The sequence below is a fragment of the Sphingomonas sp. SL1004 genome (genome assembly GCF_057815015.1).
Genome location: NZ_JBYMUX010000002.1, coordinates 340,147 through 358,423, shown reverse-complemented (window position 1 = coordinate 358,423; position 18,277 = coordinate 340,147). Strand labels below are relative to the sequence as shown.

General features: G+C 62.8%; 27 protein-coding genes. 24 read left to right on the top strand and 3 right to left on the bottom strand.

Going from position 1 to position 18,277, the window contains the following annotated elements:
* Positions 1–192 precede the first annotated feature (192 nt).
* The 13 genes from AC3D24_RS22455 (at position 193) to AC3D24_RS22395 (ending at position 10,845) form a co-directional block, all read left to right on the top strand.
* Complete coding sequence (locus tag AC3D24_RS22455; protein ID WP_489033793.1) at positions 193–2,439, top strand: ParB/RepB/Spo0J family partition protein; 2,247 nt, start codon at positions 193–195, stop codon at positions 2,437–2,439.
* A gap of 95 nt (positions 2,440–2,534) precedes the next feature.
* Positions 2,535–3,443, top strand: a complete 909-nt coding sequence (locus AC3D24_RS22450; protein ID WP_489033791.1) for an ArdC family protein — start codon at positions 2,535–2,537, stop codon at positions 3,441–3,443.
* Positions 3,444–3,458: 15 nt separating this feature from the next.
* A complete protein-coding gene (locus tag AC3D24_RS22445) occupies positions 3,459–4,097 on the top strand; it encodes a DUF6927 domain-containing protein (RefSeq protein WP_489033789.1) in 639 nt (212 codons plus the stop codon).
* 11 nt (positions 4,098–4,108) lie between these two features.
* Positions 4,109–4,300: a hypothetical protein gene (locus AC3D24_RS22440; RefSeq protein ID WP_489033788.1), complete on the top strand. Its 192-nt coding sequence runs from the start codon at positions 4,109–4,111 to the stop codon at positions 4,298–4,300.
* Positions 4,291–4,824 (top strand): thermonuclease family protein, encoded by a 534-nt coding sequence (locus tag AC3D24_RS22435; RefSeq protein WP_489033787.1) that lies wholly within the window; start codon positions 4,291–4,293, stop codon positions 4,822–4,824. The genes AC3D24_RS22440 and AC3D24_RS22435 overlap by 10 nt, the downstream gene beginning before the upstream one ends.
* A 49-nt stretch (positions 4,825–4,873) precedes the next feature.
* Positions 4,874–5,479, top strand: a complete 606-nt coding sequence (locus tag AC3D24_RS22430; protein ID WP_489033785.1) for a DUF7007 domain-containing protein — start codon at positions 4,874–4,876, stop codon at positions 5,477–5,479.
* 231 nt (positions 5,480–5,710) lie between these two features.
* Positions 5,711–6,355, top strand: a complete 645-nt coding sequence (locus AC3D24_RS22425; protein ID WP_489033784.1) for a hypothetical protein — start codon at positions 5,711–5,713, stop codon at positions 6,353–6,355.
* Between the two features lie 13 nt (positions 6,356–6,368).
* Positions 6,369–6,665, top strand: coding sequence for a hypothetical protein (locus AC3D24_RS22420; RefSeq protein ID WP_489033782.1), 297 nt, complete (start codon positions 6,369–6,371; stop codon positions 6,663–6,665).
* Between the two features lie 19 nt (positions 6,666–6,684).
* Positions 6,685–6,996, top strand: a complete 312-nt coding sequence (locus tag AC3D24_RS22415; protein WP_489033780.1) for a hypothetical protein — start codon at positions 6,685–6,687, stop codon at positions 6,994–6,996.
* 76 nt (positions 6,997–7,072) lie between these two features.
* The gene (locus AC3D24_RS22410; RefSeq protein ID WP_489033779.1) at positions 7,073–7,573 is read left to right on the top strand and encodes a hypothetical protein; all 501 of its coding nucleotides are present in this window, start codon (positions 7,073–7,075) and stop codon (positions 7,571–7,573) included.
* 29 nt (positions 7,574–7,602) lie between these two features.
* Entirely contained in the window at positions 7,603–9,012 is a 1,410-nt protein-coding gene (locus AC3D24_RS22405) for a hypothetical protein (protein ID WP_489033777.1), read from the top strand.
* Between the two features lie 45 nt (positions 9,013–9,057).
* Entirely contained in the window at positions 9,058–9,474 is a 417-nt protein-coding gene (locus AC3D24_RS22400; RefSeq protein WP_489033776.1) for a hypothetical protein, read from the top strand.
* A 75-nt stretch (positions 9,475–9,549) separates the two neighbouring features.
* Positions 9,550–10,845, top strand: coding sequence for a hypothetical protein (locus AC3D24_RS22395; protein WP_489033774.1), 1,296 nt, complete (start codon positions 9,550–9,552; stop codon positions 10,843–10,845).
* Here AC3D24_RS22395 and AC3D24_RS22390 read toward each other — a convergent pair.
* Entirely contained in the window at positions 10,842–11,570 is a 729-nt protein-coding gene (locus AC3D24_RS22390; RefSeq protein ID WP_489033773.1) for a hypothetical protein, read from the bottom strand. The genes AC3D24_RS22395 and AC3D24_RS22390 overlap by 4 nt on opposite strands.
* 7 nt (positions 11,571–11,577) lie before the next feature.
* Positions 11,578–11,742, bottom strand: coding sequence for a hypothetical protein (locus AC3D24_RS22385; protein WP_489033771.1), 165 nt, complete (start codon positions 11,740–11,742; stop codon positions 11,578–11,580).
* Positions 11,743–11,899: 157 nt separating this feature from the next.
* Here AC3D24_RS22385 and AC3D24_RS22380 point away from each other — a divergent pair, with 157 nt between their 5' ends.
* The 9 genes from AC3D24_RS22380 to AC3D24_RS22340 all read left to right on the top strand — a co-directional run bounded on the left by AC3D24_RS22380 (position 11,900) and on the right by AC3D24_RS22340 (position 17,262).
* The gene (locus AC3D24_RS22380; RefSeq protein WP_489033769.1) at positions 11,900–12,043 is read left to right on the top strand and encodes a hypothetical protein; all 144 of its coding nucleotides are present in this window, start codon (positions 11,900–11,902) and stop codon (positions 12,041–12,043) included.
* Positions 12,044–12,063: 20 nt separating this feature from the next.
* Positions 12,064–12,438: a DUF3768 domain-containing protein gene (locus tag AC3D24_RS22375; RefSeq protein ID WP_489033768.1), complete on the top strand. Its 375-nt coding sequence runs from the start codon at positions 12,064–12,066 to the stop codon at positions 12,436–12,438.
* 1 nt (position 12,439) lies between these two features.
* Positions 12,440–12,661, top strand: coding sequence for a hypothetical protein (locus AC3D24_RS22370; RefSeq protein WP_489033766.1), 222 nt, complete (start codon positions 12,440–12,442; stop codon positions 12,659–12,661).
* 161 nt (positions 12,662–12,822) lie between these two features.
* The gene (locus tag AC3D24_RS22365) at positions 12,823–13,749 is read left to right on the top strand and encodes a DNA/RNA non-specific endonuclease (RefSeq protein WP_489033765.1); all 927 of its coding nucleotides are present in this window, start codon (positions 12,823–12,825) and stop codon (positions 13,747–13,749) included.
* Positions 13,750–13,824: 75 nt separating this feature from the next.
* Positions 13,825–13,995: a hypothetical protein gene (locus AC3D24_RS22360; RefSeq protein ID WP_307090327.1), complete on the top strand. Its 171-nt coding sequence runs from the start codon at positions 13,825–13,827 to the stop codon at positions 13,993–13,995.
* Between the two features lie 26 nt (positions 13,996–14,021).
* A complete protein-coding gene (locus tag AC3D24_RS22355) occupies positions 14,022–15,041 on the top strand; it encodes a hypothetical protein (protein ID WP_489033764.1) in 1,020 nt (339 codons plus the stop codon).
* A 10-nt stretch (positions 15,042–15,051) separates the two neighbouring features.
* Complete coding sequence (locus AC3D24_RS22350) at positions 15,052–15,813, top strand: hypothetical protein (protein ID WP_489033763.1); 762 nt, start codon at positions 15,052–15,054, stop codon at positions 15,811–15,813.
* A 295-nt stretch (positions 15,814–16,108) separates the two neighbouring features.
* Positions 16,109–16,912 (top strand): M4 family metallopeptidase, encoded by an 804-nt coding sequence (locus tag AC3D24_RS22345; protein ID WP_489033762.1) that lies wholly within the window; start codon positions 16,109–16,111, stop codon positions 16,910–16,912.
* Complete coding sequence (locus tag AC3D24_RS22340; RefSeq protein ID WP_489033761.1) at positions 16,912–17,262, top strand: protealysin inhibitor emfourin; 351 nt, start codon at positions 16,912–16,914, stop codon at positions 17,260–17,262. Before AC3D24_RS22345 ends, AC3D24_RS22340 begins: the two co-directional genes overlap by 1 nt.
* 22 nt (positions 17,263–17,284) lie before the next feature.
* Here AC3D24_RS22340 and rpsU read toward each other — a convergent pair whose 3' ends face one another.
* Positions 17,285–17,485 carry a 30S ribosomal protein S21 gene (gene rpsU / locus AC3D24_RS22335; RefSeq protein ID WP_056483632.1) on the bottom strand — a complete coding sequence of 67 codons (201 nt, stop codon included), beginning with the start codon at positions 17,483–17,485 and terminating at the stop codon, positions 17,285–17,287.
* Positions 17,486–17,689: 204 nt separating this feature from the next.
* On the opposite strand from rpsU, the gene AC3D24_RS22330 reads away from it, so the two are divergent.
* Complete coding sequence (locus AC3D24_RS22330; protein WP_489033759.1) at positions 17,690–17,911, top strand: hypothetical protein; 222 nt, start codon at positions 17,690–17,692, stop codon at positions 17,909–17,911.
* A 59-nt stretch (positions 17,912–17,970) separates the two neighbouring features.
* Positions 17,971–18,240, top strand: a complete 270-nt coding sequence (locus AC3D24_RS22325; RefSeq protein ID WP_489033757.1) for a DUF1488 family protein — start codon at positions 17,971–17,973, stop codon at positions 18,238–18,240.
* Positions 18,241–18,277: the final 37 nt, after the last annotated feature.

The window sequence follows — 18,277 nt, the reverse complement described above, 5'->3', positions numbered from 1 at the left end:
CATATTTTCCGCATCTAGATAGAAAGCTGTTTGGGGGGTGTCGCTAGATAGTACGAACGGTATCTCTGACAATACTTAATCGAACAATATCATTGAATTGTGCCGAGGTATCCAAGGCGGCAAGGAGAGGGAAGGGGGAAGGGAAATGGTGTCCGAAGAAATCGGATGCTCAGTAACGAAGGGTGATTTTCCATGATCCAGTCCGTAAAACTCTCGAAGCTCCGCCTCTCCGCCAGCAACGTCCGCACCGCGCCTGATGAATCGCTGCAGATCGAGCCGTTCGCAGCCGACCTCGAAGCCCGCGGCGTCCTCCAGAACCTGCTCGTTACGCCGGTCTCTCGGCCACGCGGCACGTTCGAGGTGTTCGATGGCGGCCGGCGCTGGCGTGCCCTTAACATGCTGGTCGCTCGCGGCGTCATCAATCCCGACGAGTATGACGTGCCGGTGCGTGTCCTGAAGGGTGACGATGCCGAACTGACCGAAACCTCGCTCGCGGTCAGCTTCCATCACATGAAGCTCAGCCCAGCCGAAGAATGCCGCGCCTTCCAGCATTTCCTGAATGGCAGCACCGATATCGACGCTGTGGCCAAACGCTTTGGCGTTACACGCCGCTTCATCGACGGTCGCCTCCGCCTCGCCGATCTCGCCGAGCCGATCTTCTCTGCTCTGGCGAACGGCGAGCTAACCCTCGACATGGCCAAGGCCTACGCCTCGACTGGCAGTCACGAGCGTCAGTTGCGCGTCTGGCAGACCTATAGCTCGATGGTTCACTACAACGCTGACGCCATCCGCCGCGTCATCGCCAACGACACGATGCGGGCCAACGATCCGATCGCGCTCCTGGTCGGCGTCGAATCCTACGAGGCCGCAGGCGGCGTCGTCGACCGCGACCTGTTCAGTGAAGCGGGCGAGCGCTGGACCAACCCCGAGATCGCACAGACCCTCGCGGCCGCGATGATGGAGGCAGAAGCCAAGCGTATCGGCGAGGAACGCGGTCTTGCCTGGATCCGGCCTGTCGCCAGCCACAGCACCTGGGATGCGGCTCGAAGCCTCCACCGCATCGCCCTGCCGGTCCAGCCCATGTCGCCGGCCGAGGCACAGCGCGTCGACGAGATCGAGCAGCGCATGGGCGAACTGCAGCAGGAGATGGAGAACGACGAGCTTTCCGAAGAGGCGTTCACCGCTTGCGACGCAGAGCATGATGCGCTTGGCGAGGAACTCGAAGCGCTGCAACGTCGCCCCTCGGTACTCCCCGCTGAACTCGTGTCGCGCGTCGGCGCGTTTCTGACGCTGTCGCAGACCGGTACGATGGTCCTGGATGAGACCTATTACAGCGAGACGCCGATCCGCGTGACGGTGGTCGAGCCGGAGCCGGTCGAAGGTGGAAATGGGGAGACCGACGAGACGGACGACGGGGTTGACGACGGCGAGGGCTCGGAACGCGTCCGGGCGGAGCGGACCTTCCGCATCGAGGAAGGCGCTGCGACGCCGGTGACGGCCGGCAGTCCCAAGGAGGTCGACCCCGATAACGCAGCGCCGGGTGGCAAGGCACTCAGCCAGGTCCTGAGCGACCAGCTCGCGATGCAGCGTCGCGATGTCCTGGCGGCGTCGTTGATCGCCAGTCCCGGCCTGGCGCTGGACTATATGCTGTTCGCCATGGTGGATGCACGGCGTGGCACCTCCTCGAACGACGGCACGACGATCAGCGCCCATGCCCCGCAGGATCCGATCCTGTCGACCAACATGCCGGGATCGCGCGCGCGCGACTACCTCGCCGAGGTACGGGACGGGCTCGATGAATCGTGGGGCGAGTCGGACAACAAGGTCATGCGGTTCGAGGCATTCCGCGCGCTCGGCGACGAGGTGAAGAGCGCATGGCTGGCGTACATCGTCGCGACGTCGCTGGAGGCCAAGGAGTCCTACGGCTCCAACCGGCAGAACCCGCTCCACGGCCGCATGGCCAGCATCCTCGAGGTCGATGTCGCCAGCTGGTGGCGCCCGACGTCGGAGAACTTCTTCGACCGGGTTTCCAAGGGGTCGTTGATCTCGCTGCTTGACGAGGTCGGAGGCCCAGCGCTGTCTAGCCGCCACGCCAGCGAGAAGAAGACCGAGATCTCGGCATCCTGTCAGAAGCTCTTCGCTGGCGAAGCGATCGTCGAGACCGACGTCAAGGAAGCTGCCCTGAAATGGGTGCCGACCGCGATGCGCTTCAGCGACACTGTCGTCGGGGATGAGAGCGAAGACGACGGCGCGCAGGGCGATCTCGCGGACCTGGTCGAGGCGGACAGCGACGACACCGGCGAAGACGATCTTGCCGCCCTGGTCGGTGACGGCCCGGACGATGTCGGGACGGACGGGGTCGAGACGAATGGCAGCGCCCAGATCGAACTCGATCACCAGAACGATGACGATGTGAACGAGATCGTCGCGGCCGAATAGCGGCACGACGGTTCAATTCTGAGCAGCCTCACTGCCGGCCCGCGACTTCGCGGCGCCGGCAGTGCCTTTTCCTCACCGCTAACGAGGACAGCGTCATGACCGCTACAACCCGCGACATTGCGGCCGACATCACCGCCGCCATCATCGCACGGCTCGAAGCCGGGACCCTGCCGTGGCAGCGCTCCTGGTCGGTTACCGGCGAGGGCGGCAGGCCACTGCGCCATGAGGGCGTTCCGTACACTGGAATCAATGCCCTGTGGCTCTGGGCGACCGCCGACACCTATGGCTATCGCAGCCGCTATTGGATGACCGCCCGTCAGGCCCGCGAACTTGGCGGCGAGATCAACCGCGATGCCAGACCGTCTTTCTCCGTCTATGCCTCGACCTTCCGCAAGGCCGGAATGCCCAATCTCCTCGGTGCGACCGCCGCCCAGATGATCCGCTTTCTGCGTTCCTATGTCGTCTTCAACGCCGACGAAATCGTTGGCCTGCCGGACTATTACTACCCGCGTGAGGTCGCACCGACCCCTTTGCTGATCTCAGAACGGCAGGATCGCATCGACGCCTTCTTTGACGGTATCCCGGCTAAGGTCCGTCACGGCGGTGACCGCGCGTTCTTCCACCCTACCTTCGACTATATCCAGATGCCGCACACCGGCAATTTCAAGTCGGCAGACGCATACGCATCGGTTCGGGCGCACGAGACCATCCATTGGGCAGGCCATGCCTCCCGGCTCGATCGCACCTTCGGGAAGCGCTTCGGCGACAACGCATATTGTGTCGAAGAATTGGTCGCTGAGCTTGGCTCCGCCATGATCTGCGGCGATCTCGGTCTCCCGACCGAGCTGCACGACAGCCACGCCTCCTACCTCGCCAACTGGTTGGGGGTGCTGCGCGCCGACAAGACCGCGATCTTCCTCGCCGCCACCAAGGCCGAACAGGCCTTCTCCTACCTTCGCGCCTTCTCGACCGAGGCTACAGCAGAAACGCGGGCAGCCGCATGAACCGGAGAACACGACATGGGCTGGCTCTCGATGACCAGCGCCGGCATGGCCGGCCACCCGAACCCCAAGGCCTATCTCGACGACCAGTTCACCTACAGCCGTGCGCTGGATGGTGGCGGCACGCGAGGGCTGCGCGTTATCGACAGCGCGTTCGTCGGAAACCGCGTCTGGTACGCAGCAGCTGAAATCATTTCAGACGACGAGCCGCTCTACGTCATCGCACTGGTATGTCTGGTGCGCTGGAACCCCAAGGCCAGGGACGGATACGTATTTGCGTACAAGGACCTCGATGAATCGATGGGACCCTGCGAGGCCGGATGCCCTGCCCGGATACTGCGTCTCCTGTCGCCCACCAGCAAGGAGAGTGCGCTGGATTGGCGGCGCCGTTGCCTTGTGCGGCTAAGGCTGCACGCCCGCAAAATCGATAACGGCATGCGGATCAAATTTCCCCGCCCGGTTTCGTTCAGCGATGGGCATACCGGCACCGAGTTCATCGTCGTGAAAAGCGGCGAGAAGATCACCTTCCGGAGCGACAAGGGGCACGGCCACTACCGCATCTCGCATTTCCGCGACCTGGCCTGGTCTGTCGTCCCCGAAACCAAAGTTCACCGCACCGTCTTCGCGGCCCCTACCGCGTGTGCGACACCAGTATGATGGATAGCGCCATGTCTGCCGACACGCCCCTCTCGCCGCTGCGCCGTATCCTGTGCAGCAGGTCCAACGCCGTCAGGGTCGCCGCATGGATGCGCCTTGACGGGATCCACACCGACATCGTCGCTACGGGCGAGCCGTTGCAGCCGTGGCTGATCGTCGAGACGACCGCCGCCACGGTCCAGGACGTACGCGCATGCGCATGACCCTTGTCCTCGCTTTCGCCCTTGCCGCCTGCGGAGGGGCCGCCTCCCAGGCCGAAGACCCAGCGATGATCCGAGCTGACGGTCGGGCGATCGATGGCGATACGGTGTCGTTCGATGTCAGGCTGTTTGGGGCCGATGCCTTCGAGAAGCGGCAACTATGCCGCAAAACGGACGGCTGCTGGCCGTGCGGCAAGGCCGCGCAGGACTATGCGTCCAAGCTCCTGAAGTCAGGAAGCAGCACGATCCGCCTAACGGGCAAGCAAAGCTACGGTCGTCCGATCGGAACGGTCGAGATTGGGGGCCAGGAAGTTGGTGAGAGCATGATCGCAGCGGGGCTTGCCGTGCCGGCGACCAGCTACCTGAAGGGCGACCCCGAGCGCGCCCAGCGTTATCTCGCCGCTTATGAAAACGCCGAGGCCAGACATGCCGGCGTGCATGCCGGCTACTTCATCGATCCGGCGAAATGGCGTCGCGGCGAACGTCTCTCCTGCGAGAGCCGGGGCCGAGGCAATCCGGACCGCTGAACGTAAGGAGGGAAGAGGGAGGGGAAGGGCATCGATCAAGGAGACGATCATGCCCGCTTTCACTTCGACCCCCGCACCCGTGCATACGCTCTGGGACACCCCCGATACCGCGATCCAGCGTCTGCCGGGTATCTGGTTCGTAACCACCCCTTCGCATGGTGGCTTCGTCCTCTCGGATGAGCGTCAGGCGGCGATGCCCGATGCGCTGCGCCTCGACAGCACCTATTACGAGGAGGACGTCAACTGGTCGCTGGTAGTCGTCGGCTTCGAGACCGAGTTCGCCGCACTAAAAGACCCGCTGTTCGATATCGAGCGCGACCTTGCCCATCAGACGGCACGTCACTGGCGGCCGATGCAATACGGTGCCTTCACCGGCGAGGTTATCATCCCAAGCGATAGCTACGTGCTGAAGAAGGTAACGCTCTACGAGGCCGCGATCGGAGAGATCGGGGTGCGCTCAGCGTCCGGAGATTGGGCCGACTGGGTGCCCAAGGGCAAGGTCGGCGTCACGGGGCAGCGCATCACCGGCTGCGATCACCTAGGCTTCGCACAGTATGAGGGACCGGACTTCAAAGGCCTGTGTGATGCAGCACGCTACGACAGCTCCCGCCCGGTCAACACCTTCGCCGCACTTGATGTCGAACTGGTGCCGTGACGATCGAGAACGTCGTCGCCCTACCCCTTCTGAGCAAACGGAGGGGCAGGGGCCGGCTAGAGGCCGGAAAGATGTTGCCAAAATCCGGCAACATCTTTCCCGAGACGTGCCCAAGCGCCCAGCCCTGAGGGGCTGACGATACGAGCGCGAACCAGGTGTCGCGGGAGAAGAGAGGGGGGGTGAAGATTGTGCGCCGAGAGAGCGCACGGTCCTCATTCGGAGCATGCGTCGATGATTTACGATGTGCCTTTCCGCCACCAGCAAGCGCTGGACCCGAGCGCCCTCAACACCGTCGTCGCGACATTGCACGCGATGGCAAAAGCGGTCGACGACTGCCGCAATGCCGGCGTCGATCCCAACAGCGACCCCGCTGTCGTGCTGCTGGCGCGTCACATGGCAATCGTGTCGACCAATCGTGCGCCCCGCGACGTACTTCGCCACGCCTGCACGCGCCGCCTCGAAGACCTGAAGCGGTTCCCGACGCTGCTGGCGCTCGCAATCCGCGGCGTGGAATATGATGCCGGCGCCAAGGAGCGTTTTCATATCGAAGCGACCGAGGCGATGAACGCCCTCGCCGTCTGCATTGGCCTGGCACCGGGGACATTCGAGGTAGTGTCGCTTCAGGGCGAACGCGATCAATCTGGCCATGTCCTGCTGGCGGCCGGCGAGTTTGCCGTCACCGTCAGGATCGGCGCACGCCACGAGGGTCGCGAGGTCGCGTACCGGGCTGTCTGCGATAGCACGAGCCAGCCCAACCACTACGCGCCGATGGCCGATCTGCTGAAGCCGGACCGCTTCGCTGATCGCCTGCGCCGTGATCTGTCGATCGCAATCCGCCCGGTCGCGCCTGTCGCCCCGGTCCTGATCGCCGCCTGAAGGAGTGATGCCCATGCACATCAAGCACGCGCTCGCGGTTGCACGAGCCGACGCCACGCGCATTGCGCACTTCATCGAGCGACGCGAGCGTTTCCTTGATGCGCTCGACTGGTCGATGCTCACCGAGGATCACGCGCGCCAGTCGGCGATGCTCGACGACCTGCTCGAGGGGGATATGGCCGATGCCATCCTCTACATCGACTGGCTGGTCGAGCGGCTGGCTGGTGATGCTGAACAGGTCCCCGGCGTACTCCGCTTTACGCCGCATCCGCGCCCGTGGCAGCTTGCGTGGATCACGCTCGCTTCCTGACCGATTGGGGGATTAATTGATGAGCCGTCATACTTTCACCGGCAACGCCGGCACCACCGTGGCGATCGGTTGGGATCGACCCTTGGCGACGTTCTTCGTTCAGGTCCTGCGTCCTCACCCGACCCTAAAAGGCCAAGATGACATGGTCGAATGGCAGGGTACGGAGCCCGACGAGCTACCGACCGCAGCAGCGGCGATCGAGATTGCCGCACGCTATGCCGACCTCCCGGAAACGCTCGGCGCCACGCTTGAGACCGACCGCCTGAAGACGCTGGGATCTGTCGACGGACCGGCGCAGCGCGCGGTGCGCCCGTTCCTTTATCGATCCTGAGCAACCCGCTTCGCAGGCGTTAGAGGGGAGGGGGATGGGGTTTGAGTCGATCCAGGTGGATCGATGGAGATACCCCATGTCCTACATTATCGATATTGGTGGCGCACCGGCCAACGAGGACTGCGCCCAACTCGGCCAGACGCCGGACTTCGAGGCGGTGAACACGTTCGAGATCCTCGCCTACAAGCTGGCGATCATCGCGCGGCACGGCATGCCGCCCGCCGGCTGCAAGCTTGGACCGCATACGAACCGGCATGACTTTGGCGTCTATCGGACGCTTGCCCTCCACATCGAGGACGAGGAAGACGAAGCCGTTCAGGCGTATGCCGAGGCGGTAGAGGAGGGTCTGGGGTCATGGCTCGAGGCCGGATTTACGCCCCCGGTCATCTACGCTGGTTCGGTCGCCAAGATCGAACGCCTCGACCACGTCGAGCTGGTTATCGGTGCGCTGCTGACGACGAGGCCGAACGCCGACGGGACGTTCCCGATCGCTGACTTCGGTATCCTTCACGGCCACCTCGCAGCGGCCTTTCCGCAACAGGCGGAGGCCGCGCGCCAACGTCTGACCGCAGCGTAATTCCGCCCATCCGCTGAAGGATTGAGCCAATGCTGATGCTGCAATCGCAGCCCACCGGGATCGTCCCGGCGGGAGCGTTCCCCCTTGTCCGGTCACCACATGACGCCGAGGCCGTAGAGCCGGACTATTTTGATTCCACCGATATGCGTTGCTGGCTGACGCGTGGCCGGTCGGTCGAACAGGCAACCGAGCTGGCCCTGATCTGGCGATCCTATCCGGATTTGCCACCCACGGCGCCACTGGAGGACCGGATGGCAAGGGGACGCGAACGTATCGCGGCGATGAAGCCATTGAACGACGCTATCGCTGCCAGGACGGAGGCCGAACGGCAGACCCGGAACTTCGCCTTCATGGAATCGCGCGCCCGGGAAGGGACGATCGTCGATAGCGAGATTGCGATCCTGCGTGGCCGGGATCGCTACGGCTATGACTTGGATCTGGCCGTTGCCTACGCGAGCGGCTGGACCGCGGCCGATGCCGGTTGGGAGCATCGCTTTTGCGCCGATAGCTCGCGCCGGCAGGACGCCAAGCGCGAGGCCTATGACCGTGGTTTTGCCGATGGTGGCGGTAACCAGGCCGACCTGTTCGACGCCGCGCGACGCAGCAACCTCGCCTCCATTCGCCGGGATAATCAACGCCCGGTAGCGCCGCTACCGCCGATGGCACGACCGGCGCCGAGCAGCTGGCCAAAGCCGAACGATCATGCCCGCCCAACGCGGTGGTCAAGGCGTCTGCTGATCGTCTCTGACGCCACGATCGAAGAGGTGACGCCAGGGTTGATGCGCGTCTCGAGTCTGCGCCTCGTTGATGAGATCCGCGCCCGACCCGGCACCGAGGCCATGACGATCGTCACGATCGACCGCCATGACGGCTTCGTCGTGAATGGCTGCCCGGTTGAGACGAAGGTGCCGATCACGGCTTCCCGCGCCGACGAAATGATCGCGGATCCTAGCCACGGCGATGCCCTCCGGGCCATCCTCAGTGGACACGAGATCGATGACGTCCTGATTGCGGTACAGGGCGACTACCTTCGCATCGTCGACGCCTTTGCAAGCGCACTGCCGCTATGTGCGAATATGGAGCGATCGCAAAACTCGCTCCTGCAACAGCGTGCGCACCTGCGCTGCTGGCTCGACCGAGGCTACGACGGCACGGACAATCTGGGCGCCGGCCACATCCGTTGGGGCAAGGCCATAAAGGGTCTGACCGGCAAGCTCGGGGAGTTCACCGCCCGCCATGTCGGTCCAGCGCCGCGCCGCGGCCACCTGATCCGGATTGAGGCCGAAGGCGGCACGCTCGCCGAAGGCTATGCCACCTCCACCGGCGAACGTCTCGCGACCGAGATCACCGTCTCCAACAAGACGAACATCCGCCGCGAAATGGCAGCGGCCCTGCGCGCCTTTGGCGGCGCCACCCGCTTGATGGACGCCTGTGGCTGACGACGCAGGCCCCGCTTTTCCAACTTCACTCAAGAGGAGACGACTATGCCTGACATCCGCGACCTGCCCGTGATGACCAAGGCCGATGCCGAGGCCATCGGCTTTGCCGGTTTCAACGACGTGCCGCACAAGGTCATTGACCTACCGGACGGCGACTTCACGCTTAGTGCCAAGACCAGCGACGGTCGCCGCGTCACCTTCAGTTTCCAGCCTCACAGCCCTGACGGGACAGCCAGATTCGTCGATATTCAGTTTCACGATCGCGGCACGACGATCCCAAGCGCCGATGGCGGCAACATGCCGACGTTCAACGCGTTCGCGATCACCAAGGGGGGCCGGCATATCGTCGATACGCGCGCTCTCACTGAAGGCATCAAACCTTCAATACTGGTGCTGCTGATGGACACCGCCGAGGAAGAACGCGCACGCGCCGCGGTGCTGAAGAGCGAAACGCCCGGCTAACCAGCCAGGGCGGCGCAGGAGAGGAGAGGGGTGAGGGGAGAGAGACCGGAATAGGCCGGACAGGATCCTTCCCCCATGCGCACTCGCTACATAGCCACTTTCGCCGACACGATCCGGACCGACCCGGTGACACTTGCCCGGGAATATCTCTCTGCCCGCGATGCAACCGAACACGAGTTCCAAACCGACGAGGCACGCTCTGCCTATGTCGACGTCCTGTCGGCGCTCGGCCGCTTTCAGCACCGGACCGCGTTTGCACGCGCGCTTGCCCAGTTCGACGTCCGCCCCGAGGCCGTAAACACAACGCGACAGGACAATCGTCTGCGCCCGATCGCGTGGTCGTTCGGGGAGGGACACACGTTCCCCGGCTTCACCGATGACACGACCTGGAACGGCTTCCTCAACGTCAGGGTGCCGGTCACGGCATGGCCCTACGTGCTGGCCGAGCTGATCGACGGCGCAGACGGAGATGCCGAGACGATCGAGGGATACCGACGGCTAGGCACTACGGAAGGTCTGGTCTGCCTGTCCCACGGGTTCACCACCCACGAGGTGATGCCGACGTGGCCGTCGTTCTTTCCCGACTATGCGATCGACACGATGGTGCCGATCCCGCCGGAATGGTCCGAGATGAGCTGGCGGCACGAAACGGCACCGAGCTTCGGACCATGCGTCGGTCCGATGGGCGAGGCCGCACAGATCTGGATCGACTACGAACAGCCGGCGATGCGCGAATTCCCGGAGAGCGCGAGGTTCACATTTAGCCGGCGTGACGCAGTCGGCGAACTGACGGTCGCTTATGCGGGTGACGACTATGCCGAAGCCCTTGGGCATATTGCGATCGAGACACTCGCCTGCGCATTCGCACACGGTCTCGCAGAACAGCTCGATCCGGATGAGTGGCGTCAGATGCGCCTACAGAACCAGACGATCGCAGCTGGTATTTGTGCGTCGCACGACTTCCTCGACGCCAACATGGTCATGCTGGCGGCCTGGCAAGCTACACGCTCGCCCGCGATCGTCGGGAATGGCGATGCCGATGCACTCGGCACCGACCTCACTCACGTGAATGCAGCTTGGGAAGTCGCCACCCGCTATTACCTGACGGCCTCGGACGAGGCGGCCCGGTTCGATACCTGGCGTGTATCGGGGCGCGATGTGCCAAGCCTGGCAGCGGCGGGTCACGGTCTGGCGACAATCCCACCGTCGGATAGCCCAGGCCGCGTTTACTCGGTCGGCTTTGTCCAGGCACATGGGACCGACTGGATCGTCGACGTCGGCAACACCAGCCGGAGCTTCGACCACCTGATCGATGCGGAGGCTCACCTCTGGTCCGTCTTTGTCTCCAGCGAAAGCCGTGCGGATCGCTAACTGACTGGAGGGACTTCCAAGACCTCAAGAGCGTAGTTCGCGACTTGGCCATCGCGAAGCTGGATCAATTCGATCGTCTGGGTGTCGCTGTCGACCCGTTCGACCTTGCCGTCGACTATGCGAACGACGAAGCGGTCACACTGCTCTAGTACAATCATTTCAATCGCATCGTCGTCATTGAGAGCAAGACGTCGAACAATGCCTTCATAGGCAATCCAAGCACCATCATGCCCGGTGGTCGTGAGGACATATCCGATCACGACATGGCTTCCGGCTTCTACCTGTTTCGCGATTGGTAGCAGCCAACCAAACCGAAGAGGAGCGGACGCCGCAGACACCGGGCTCTTCCGGGACATCCACTCGCATGCCGCACCGAAGCCCATCGTCAGGAGCACCAGGTACAACAGTTCCCATGCGAACGAGACGCTGGACATCTCTGCGGGCATCTTGCCAGCCCACAGGATGCGATAGGGGTTCGGATAATGCTCCATAGGAACGACCACATATGATCGAGCGATGGCCTCGTTTATCGCGAACAGACCCGCGCCAATGCCGTGAGCGCACAGAGCCAGAAACACCACGGCGAAGATCGTGACCGTCGAATTCGGACGATCGGGGCGTGGGGAAACAAGGTTCCCTGCTTCGCCAATGCGCATACCGAGAAAGCCGGCAAACCCCGGCAATAGCAAAACGAGCGCACCGAGGAGCGCGTAACCGAACGTCATGACGTGATTATCGAGGGTTCTTGGCGGCCGCTGCTTCATCCAGTCGATTGCGTTCGATGCGGTAGACACCGTCCTCGGTTCTCACGGCCGCTTCGCGGGCATTCTTCCAGCTACCAAAGGCACGGTGAACCTTCCTGCCAAGATCGATCGAGTCCGTGGTGTTCAGCTGCATAATGATCTCCTCCTGTTTATATAGCCTAGGACTGGTTCGGGTTCCATCCCGAGGTGAGCACCGACCAAAGGGGGCGGCAGTTCGAGCGGCTTAAGGAGGGAGGGGGAGGTGACAGGCAGATGCGGGGAATGGCCCCGCCGAGCCTGAGGACACCGCCATGCTCCCTGCCACGATCGCCACCAGCGTCGCGCCCGAAACCACCGCCAAGGTCGGCCGCCTGTTCAATGGATCGGCACACGACGTCCTGAGCGAGCTGCTCCAGAATGCACGTCGCGCCGGTGCCAGCATCGTCGCCGCCTGATCTAATCAAGGGATACTGACATGATCGCACAGCTTTCGCTGGCAAGCGCCGACACCCGTCTCGCGACCATCGCCCGCCTCAACGACCGTTGCCGACAGGGGATCGACCGTACCGCCCGGATCATGGTGACTAGGACCTGTCTCGGCACCTTCGCTTCGGGGGACAGGGCCATGGAGATCGTCGTGCAGGCACGACTGTTCGCTGCGCTTCGCCGCCATGTGTTCACCGAAGCCGATGCGGCCAAGCGCGACCGTGGCAACTTCGAGTTCGAGGACACGACGGTTTACTTCAAGATCGATTATTACGACGCCGCATTCGAATATGGGTCGGAGGATCCTGCCGACGCCAGCAAGACCCGGCGAGTGCTGACGATCATGATCCGCGAGGACCTCTGACATGGTCGCCAACACCGTGAAGGAACGTCGTCTCGACCTTATGGTGCTGCTTTCACCGCAGCCGGTGGACGAATTGTGGGAAGGCGAGAAAGCGGGATGGCGCTGCTTTGTCATGGGCAACGATAACCCGAGCGGCCGGCGTGGCAGTCGTCTGCGCGCTGCGTGGCAACGCGGCTACAACGCGGCCTCCCGGAGCCGTGACCCGGTAGGGTTGATGCTGTGAAACAGCCTAGGTTGGAGCCGGGCGGTGCCGCACCTGATGCCGTGAGTTCGCCGCTTCGCGCCCTTATGCATTTGACCCTGAGTCATCCCATGCGGATGTAACAGCGACGCCGCGTAGCAAGCATACTGGTCACTGACGGACGCGAGAGAAAGAGGATCACCATGATCGACCTGTCATATCGACCCCGCTTGGCGGACCTTCAGCAGCTGGGACGTTCGAACTCTGGCTTGCTGCCGTTCGAACAGGAGGGGGTTAGGACGTCCGAACCAGGCACGTTCCGTGGGCGGGCGGGTTACCGCGAAGACTTTCTTACCGGATTTGTCGTGTCACTTCCTGACACGACAGCCATTGCCGAGGACGTCCTGCCAGTTCCCGAGAGCGTTGGTAGCCGCCTGGACTACGAGCATTTCTCGGTCGTCATGTCGAAAAGCCGGCGTCTTGCCCTGTTCACCGCCGTTAATATCGATGGAAGCGCCAGCGTGTCGGTACCGCGTGGCGGAGATCCGTGGGCGTTCGACGGCCGCATTCCCGAAGAGGCCCAGGCGGGGGATGAGCTTTATGCCGATAACGACTTCGATCGCGGCCATCTCGTGCGGCGCGAAGATCCAAACTGGGGCCCGACCGCCAGCGTGGCCAACCGCGATACTTTCCATTTCACCAACTGTGCCCCGCAGCTTTCCGTCTTCAATCAGCGTACATGGCTTAGCCTCGAGGATTACATCCTCGCCAACACGCGCCGGGTCGGCGAACGCGCGACCGTCTTCACAGGACCTGTCTTCAGGCCGAACGATCCAGTCTATCGTGGCGTCGCGATCCCGCTGGCCTACTGGAAGGTCGTGGCCTTCATCCATGACGACGGTCGTCCGTCGGCGTCGGCCTATATGATCGATCATGATGTCGACCTGGACGCGCAGTCGCTCCTGTTCGGCGCGTTCAAGACCTACCAGCGGTCAGTCCTCTCGATCGAAAGCCTGACAAAGCTCGACTTTGGGTCTTTGCAAGAATTTGATGGGTTCTCGAACGAGGAGAAGGCAACCGGCGACGTTGTCCGGGTGCTGATTACCGAGGCCGAAGATATTAGGCTGTAGCGGCCGCAAATAGCGCTGTCCTACAAAGAACATATATGGAACATCGGTAGTCGGATCAACAAGGAGAGTCGGACAATGACCGACATGATCGACGGCCCCATGCTCGTAGGTATCGCCGCGCTCATCACCAGTGTCGTCAACATCATCACAGCTGTGCGAACGCGTGATCGGCCAGCGGACCGTTCGCGTGTGCGGACGATCCCGCGGCGTAGAAAGAGAAGAGAGAATCGCAGTTTAGGGGCATGATGCCCGAAAGCTCGAAGGAGACCGTTATGCGCTGTCGCGTCATTTCCCTTCTGCCTGTACTGACGGGCCTGCCTCTTCTGGCGGGATGTGCGACCAACGCAATTCAGCTCGAAACCGCCGGGACCGTTCAGGCCCGAGGCCGAGAGGCAGCCGTAGCCACGACGGCCTATTTCGACGCGATAGAGCTGCGCCGTCGGGAGGCTGCTGCAGCGCTGGTCGCGAGCGATCCAAGCTGCCTGCCGGCGACCCCGCTCCGCATCCAGGTGCCTACGGCACCGACTGTCCGGCCCGCACCTCTATGTCTTGCGAACGAGGCACCCGCCCCTGGCTATACGGCGTTCGAAATCGACATCGGGAGCAGTCCACGAGCGGTACTGGAGCCACGTGTCGCACTGCTCGCCACAATTGGTGGATACGCTGATGCGCTAGCGGCCATTCTCGACGCCCCCAAGACCGACGTATCGGCCGAGATCACTGCGTTTGCCGATCAAGCCGACCGGCTGGCCCGGTTCACGAACTTTGTCGCCGGCACTGACCTGCCAAACGTCAACGCTGCTGTCGCCAGCGAACAAGGGCAGAGCGTCGTCGCGCTGATCGCGTTTGCCAACGACCTCGCGCGCGAAGCGCGGCAAACCGGCGATGTACGTGCATTGGTTGTCGAACGCGGCGCCGTCGTCGATCGCGCACTGGCATCGCTGTCTGTTCAGGTCACGACCTGGGGCAGGGGGGCGGCGCGCAACGCCGACGATCTCTACGGCAACGCGCTGTTCCGAACCTACCTTCGCAATCGCATCAGTCTGACGGCCGAACAGCGCGAGCAGCTTGCCGCCCGTGTTTTCGCCGCCCGCGAGGCCGCTAAGCAGGGACCCGTACGAGCGGCTGAAGTCGCAGACGCCATTGATCTCGCCGCGAAAGCCCAGGCCGGGCTGAGGGATGCCTTGGCAGGTCGCTTATCACCGCAGCAGCGCCGCGCCGCGGCTCGACTGAACATCGATCGCATCACCCGCGCGCTCGGACTGATCGCGTCGATTGCCACCCCCGCCTGAGGAGGATCCGATGACCACCTTTACCGAGGCCGTGGAGGCTGCAGATGCGCTTATCGATCAGCTTCAGGAATTGACCGAGAACCCCTGCTACCTTCCGCGCTTCTTCGATGCGATATTCGGGTTACGCACGGCGCTCGGCAACGAACGCGATCGGTTCGCTTCGTTGCACAGCTCCGAGGCCGTGGACCGACCGGCATTCGCCACGATCCTGGATCGCTGCGAACAAGCGACGATGATCGGCGCCGCGCTTACCCCTAGCGATGTGGAGGTGTCGCGGTACGCGGCAGCCGTACAGCGCGCGATTGCGGCGTTTACCAATGATGGGGTGACGTCCGCTCGGCCAGCCCTGCGCGGCGCGCTGCGGCTTCGACGATCATCAACGCCGTTGGTAAGACCCGGACGCCGGTCTGATCCAACCCCCGAGCCATATTACACCAGCCTGATGAAGCTATTCCCAGTCGAGGCGGTAACGCTTTACCCCCTCGCCATAGGCATCGCGGGCACCGACATCGTCATCCGCTTGATCCTGATCGCCATCATCACGCTGTTCGTCATCGCGTTGCGCTGGTTCGGGACGCAGGAGGAGAGTGGGGGAGATGCCGATGTGCTGGCGATCGGTGTGTCGGTCATTTCGTTCGAGCTCTACGCCGCCTCGCTAGGCGGGTTTGGCTACCTCCCGGGCGGCCCTGCGCAGACCAGCCAGTTTCTCGCCTTCATCACCATCATGTGGGTCGCGCTCGTACCCTTCGCGCTTCGTCACTCCCGCCGCTAATCGATAAGGAGACACGATCATGTGCATGTCCACGCATCGGCATTCGCTTCACTGCATCCTGCCGCCATACATCCTCTCTAAGATCGCCGAGAACGGCTCGCCCGCGTTGCGCGCTATGGCAATGCACAGCTTGATGATTGATCCGACCATCCGGATCGTCCGGGCCAGTACGGCCGGCCCCGTCACCGGAGATCTAGCCCGACGGCGGTCGGCTGCGGGCAACATCCTTGTCCCAAGTCCACTTCGAACGATCCGGGACGCTGGGGGCGAACCTGAAGCGCCTGGTTCTGTGGTTGTGCGGCGTGAGGGGGAGGGACCGACGGGCGATATCGCGGTCGACGAGGCGTATGACGGTCTCGGTGCAACGTTTGCGTTGTTCTGGGAGGCCTATCAGCGCAACTCGATCGATGATGCCGGGCTGCCGCTCGATGCCACGGTCCATTACGACCAGGACTATGACAACGCCTTCTGGGATGGCACCCAGATGGTGTTCGGCGATGGCGATGGAGAGCTGTTCAACCGCTTCACGATCGCGCTCGATGTCATTGGTCACGAGCTCACCCACGGCGTCACCGAGAAGGAGGCAGGGCTCGCCTACTTCAATCAGTCGGGCGCGCTTAACGAGAGCATCTCCGACGTGTTCGGCAGCCTGGTGAAGCAGAAGCTTCTTGGCCAGACGGCCGACCAGGCGGACTGGCTCATTGGTGCCGGACTGCTGACCTCTGCGGTCAAAGGCGTCGCGCTGCGGTCGATGAAGGAGCCCGGCACGGCCTATGACGATCCTGTCCTCGGCAAGGACCCGCAGCCGGGCCACATGGACGATTTTGTCCGCACCAATCAGGACAATGGCGGGGTTCACATCAACTCCGGTATCCCCAACCGGGCCTTCTACCTGGCCGCGACGACGATCGGTGGAAACGCATGGGACCGTGCCGGTCGGATATGGTACAATGCGCTGCTGGACCCCAATACGCGGGCCAACACGGACTTCGCCGGCTTTGCCCGCGTCACGATCGACGTCGCGGGGCGTTTGCATGGTACGGACAGTGCCGAGACGACAGCTGTCGCCGAAGCATGGACAACGGTTGGAGTGATCTGATGCAGATGGGCAAGGCTTGCGACGAGACCGTAACGGGCGAAGCCCGGGTTCGGATCGAGGGAGGCTTCGCCCATTTTCCCGGTCGTGCGAAGGAACAGACCATTTCGTTCGGCGACCTTGCAATGCCCGAGCGTCAGGAACTCACCAGCCTTGCCGATCAGGCCGACTTCTTCGGTTGCGAGCCATCCACCGATATCGCGAGGCCGGATGCGCGCACGTATACGGTTGGCCTGACGATCGATGGACGAAGCCGGGAGATGCGGCTCGCCGAGCCGATCCGTGACCCCGCCATGGCGAAGCTCGTCTCTGTTGTTCGCCGCCTGAGCAAGCAGCACGCACCCACACGGTGACGGTCTAACCAAACCCTGAGGCTTACTGATCCTTTTCGGCGCGTTTGCGATCGGCCTTGCGCGCCCGGCTAACGGCCGCAGCATGTTCGCGAGCGCGCTTCTCCGACGGTTTCTCGAAATGGCGGCGCAGCTTCATCTCGCGGTACACACCTTCGCGTTGCAGCTTCTTTTTCAGAACGCGAAGAGCCTGGTCGACGTTGTTGTCGCGGACGATGACCTGCATGAAACCTGACTTTCGAAATTGCGTCGATGATTAACGCGCCCATGCCTATAAGCCCGGCGGTCATGTGCCAAGTCCATGATCAACTTGCCGCCTTTGATCGCAGTTTTCTAAGGTGACTGTGTTTACTCCTGCCCCATGCTGGAACGGTTTCTACGCTGCAGCCCCTGGGCATTGACACTGATCCACTAGGCCGGAGAAGACACCATGACCAATTCCGACATACCTACCTTTCGTGTTCAACTGCTACCGGCGCCGATGGTAATCGACGCGGATGGCCTCCCAGTCCCGAATTCCCATGTGGTCGAGATCGTGTTTCCAGGGGACACGATCGACACGACGCTGGGGAAGGTGAACACGATCGTCGGGCCGGGAACGGCCAAGATCATCGTTGAGGACGCGACGTACCGCGGGATCAGCCTTTGCTGAGTTTGCGCCCTGTGTAGCCTTCGGGCAGGGGAGCCTGCCAACCAAGGAAGCAGCGATACATGGCGAACCGTCCCACGATTGATCAAGACAGCCTGGTCGACAACGACCGCGAAAAGCAGGTCGAGTTTACCGCCGAAATCGATAGCGAGGACCGCGATTTTGCCGTGAAATACGCCGTTTTGCGTGAAGTGAGCGGCGACGAACCAGACAATGACGCCCTGGAACTGTTCGAGCGGTTCAGCGACGAGATACTCGATATCTGCGCCGATCTTGCCGAACTTCGGCCAACGGCCAATCTGATAACCGTGACAGAAAGTGACCTCGAGTAGCGGTCGCTCCGAGGCGCCCTTCGAAGCGTGCCGCTTA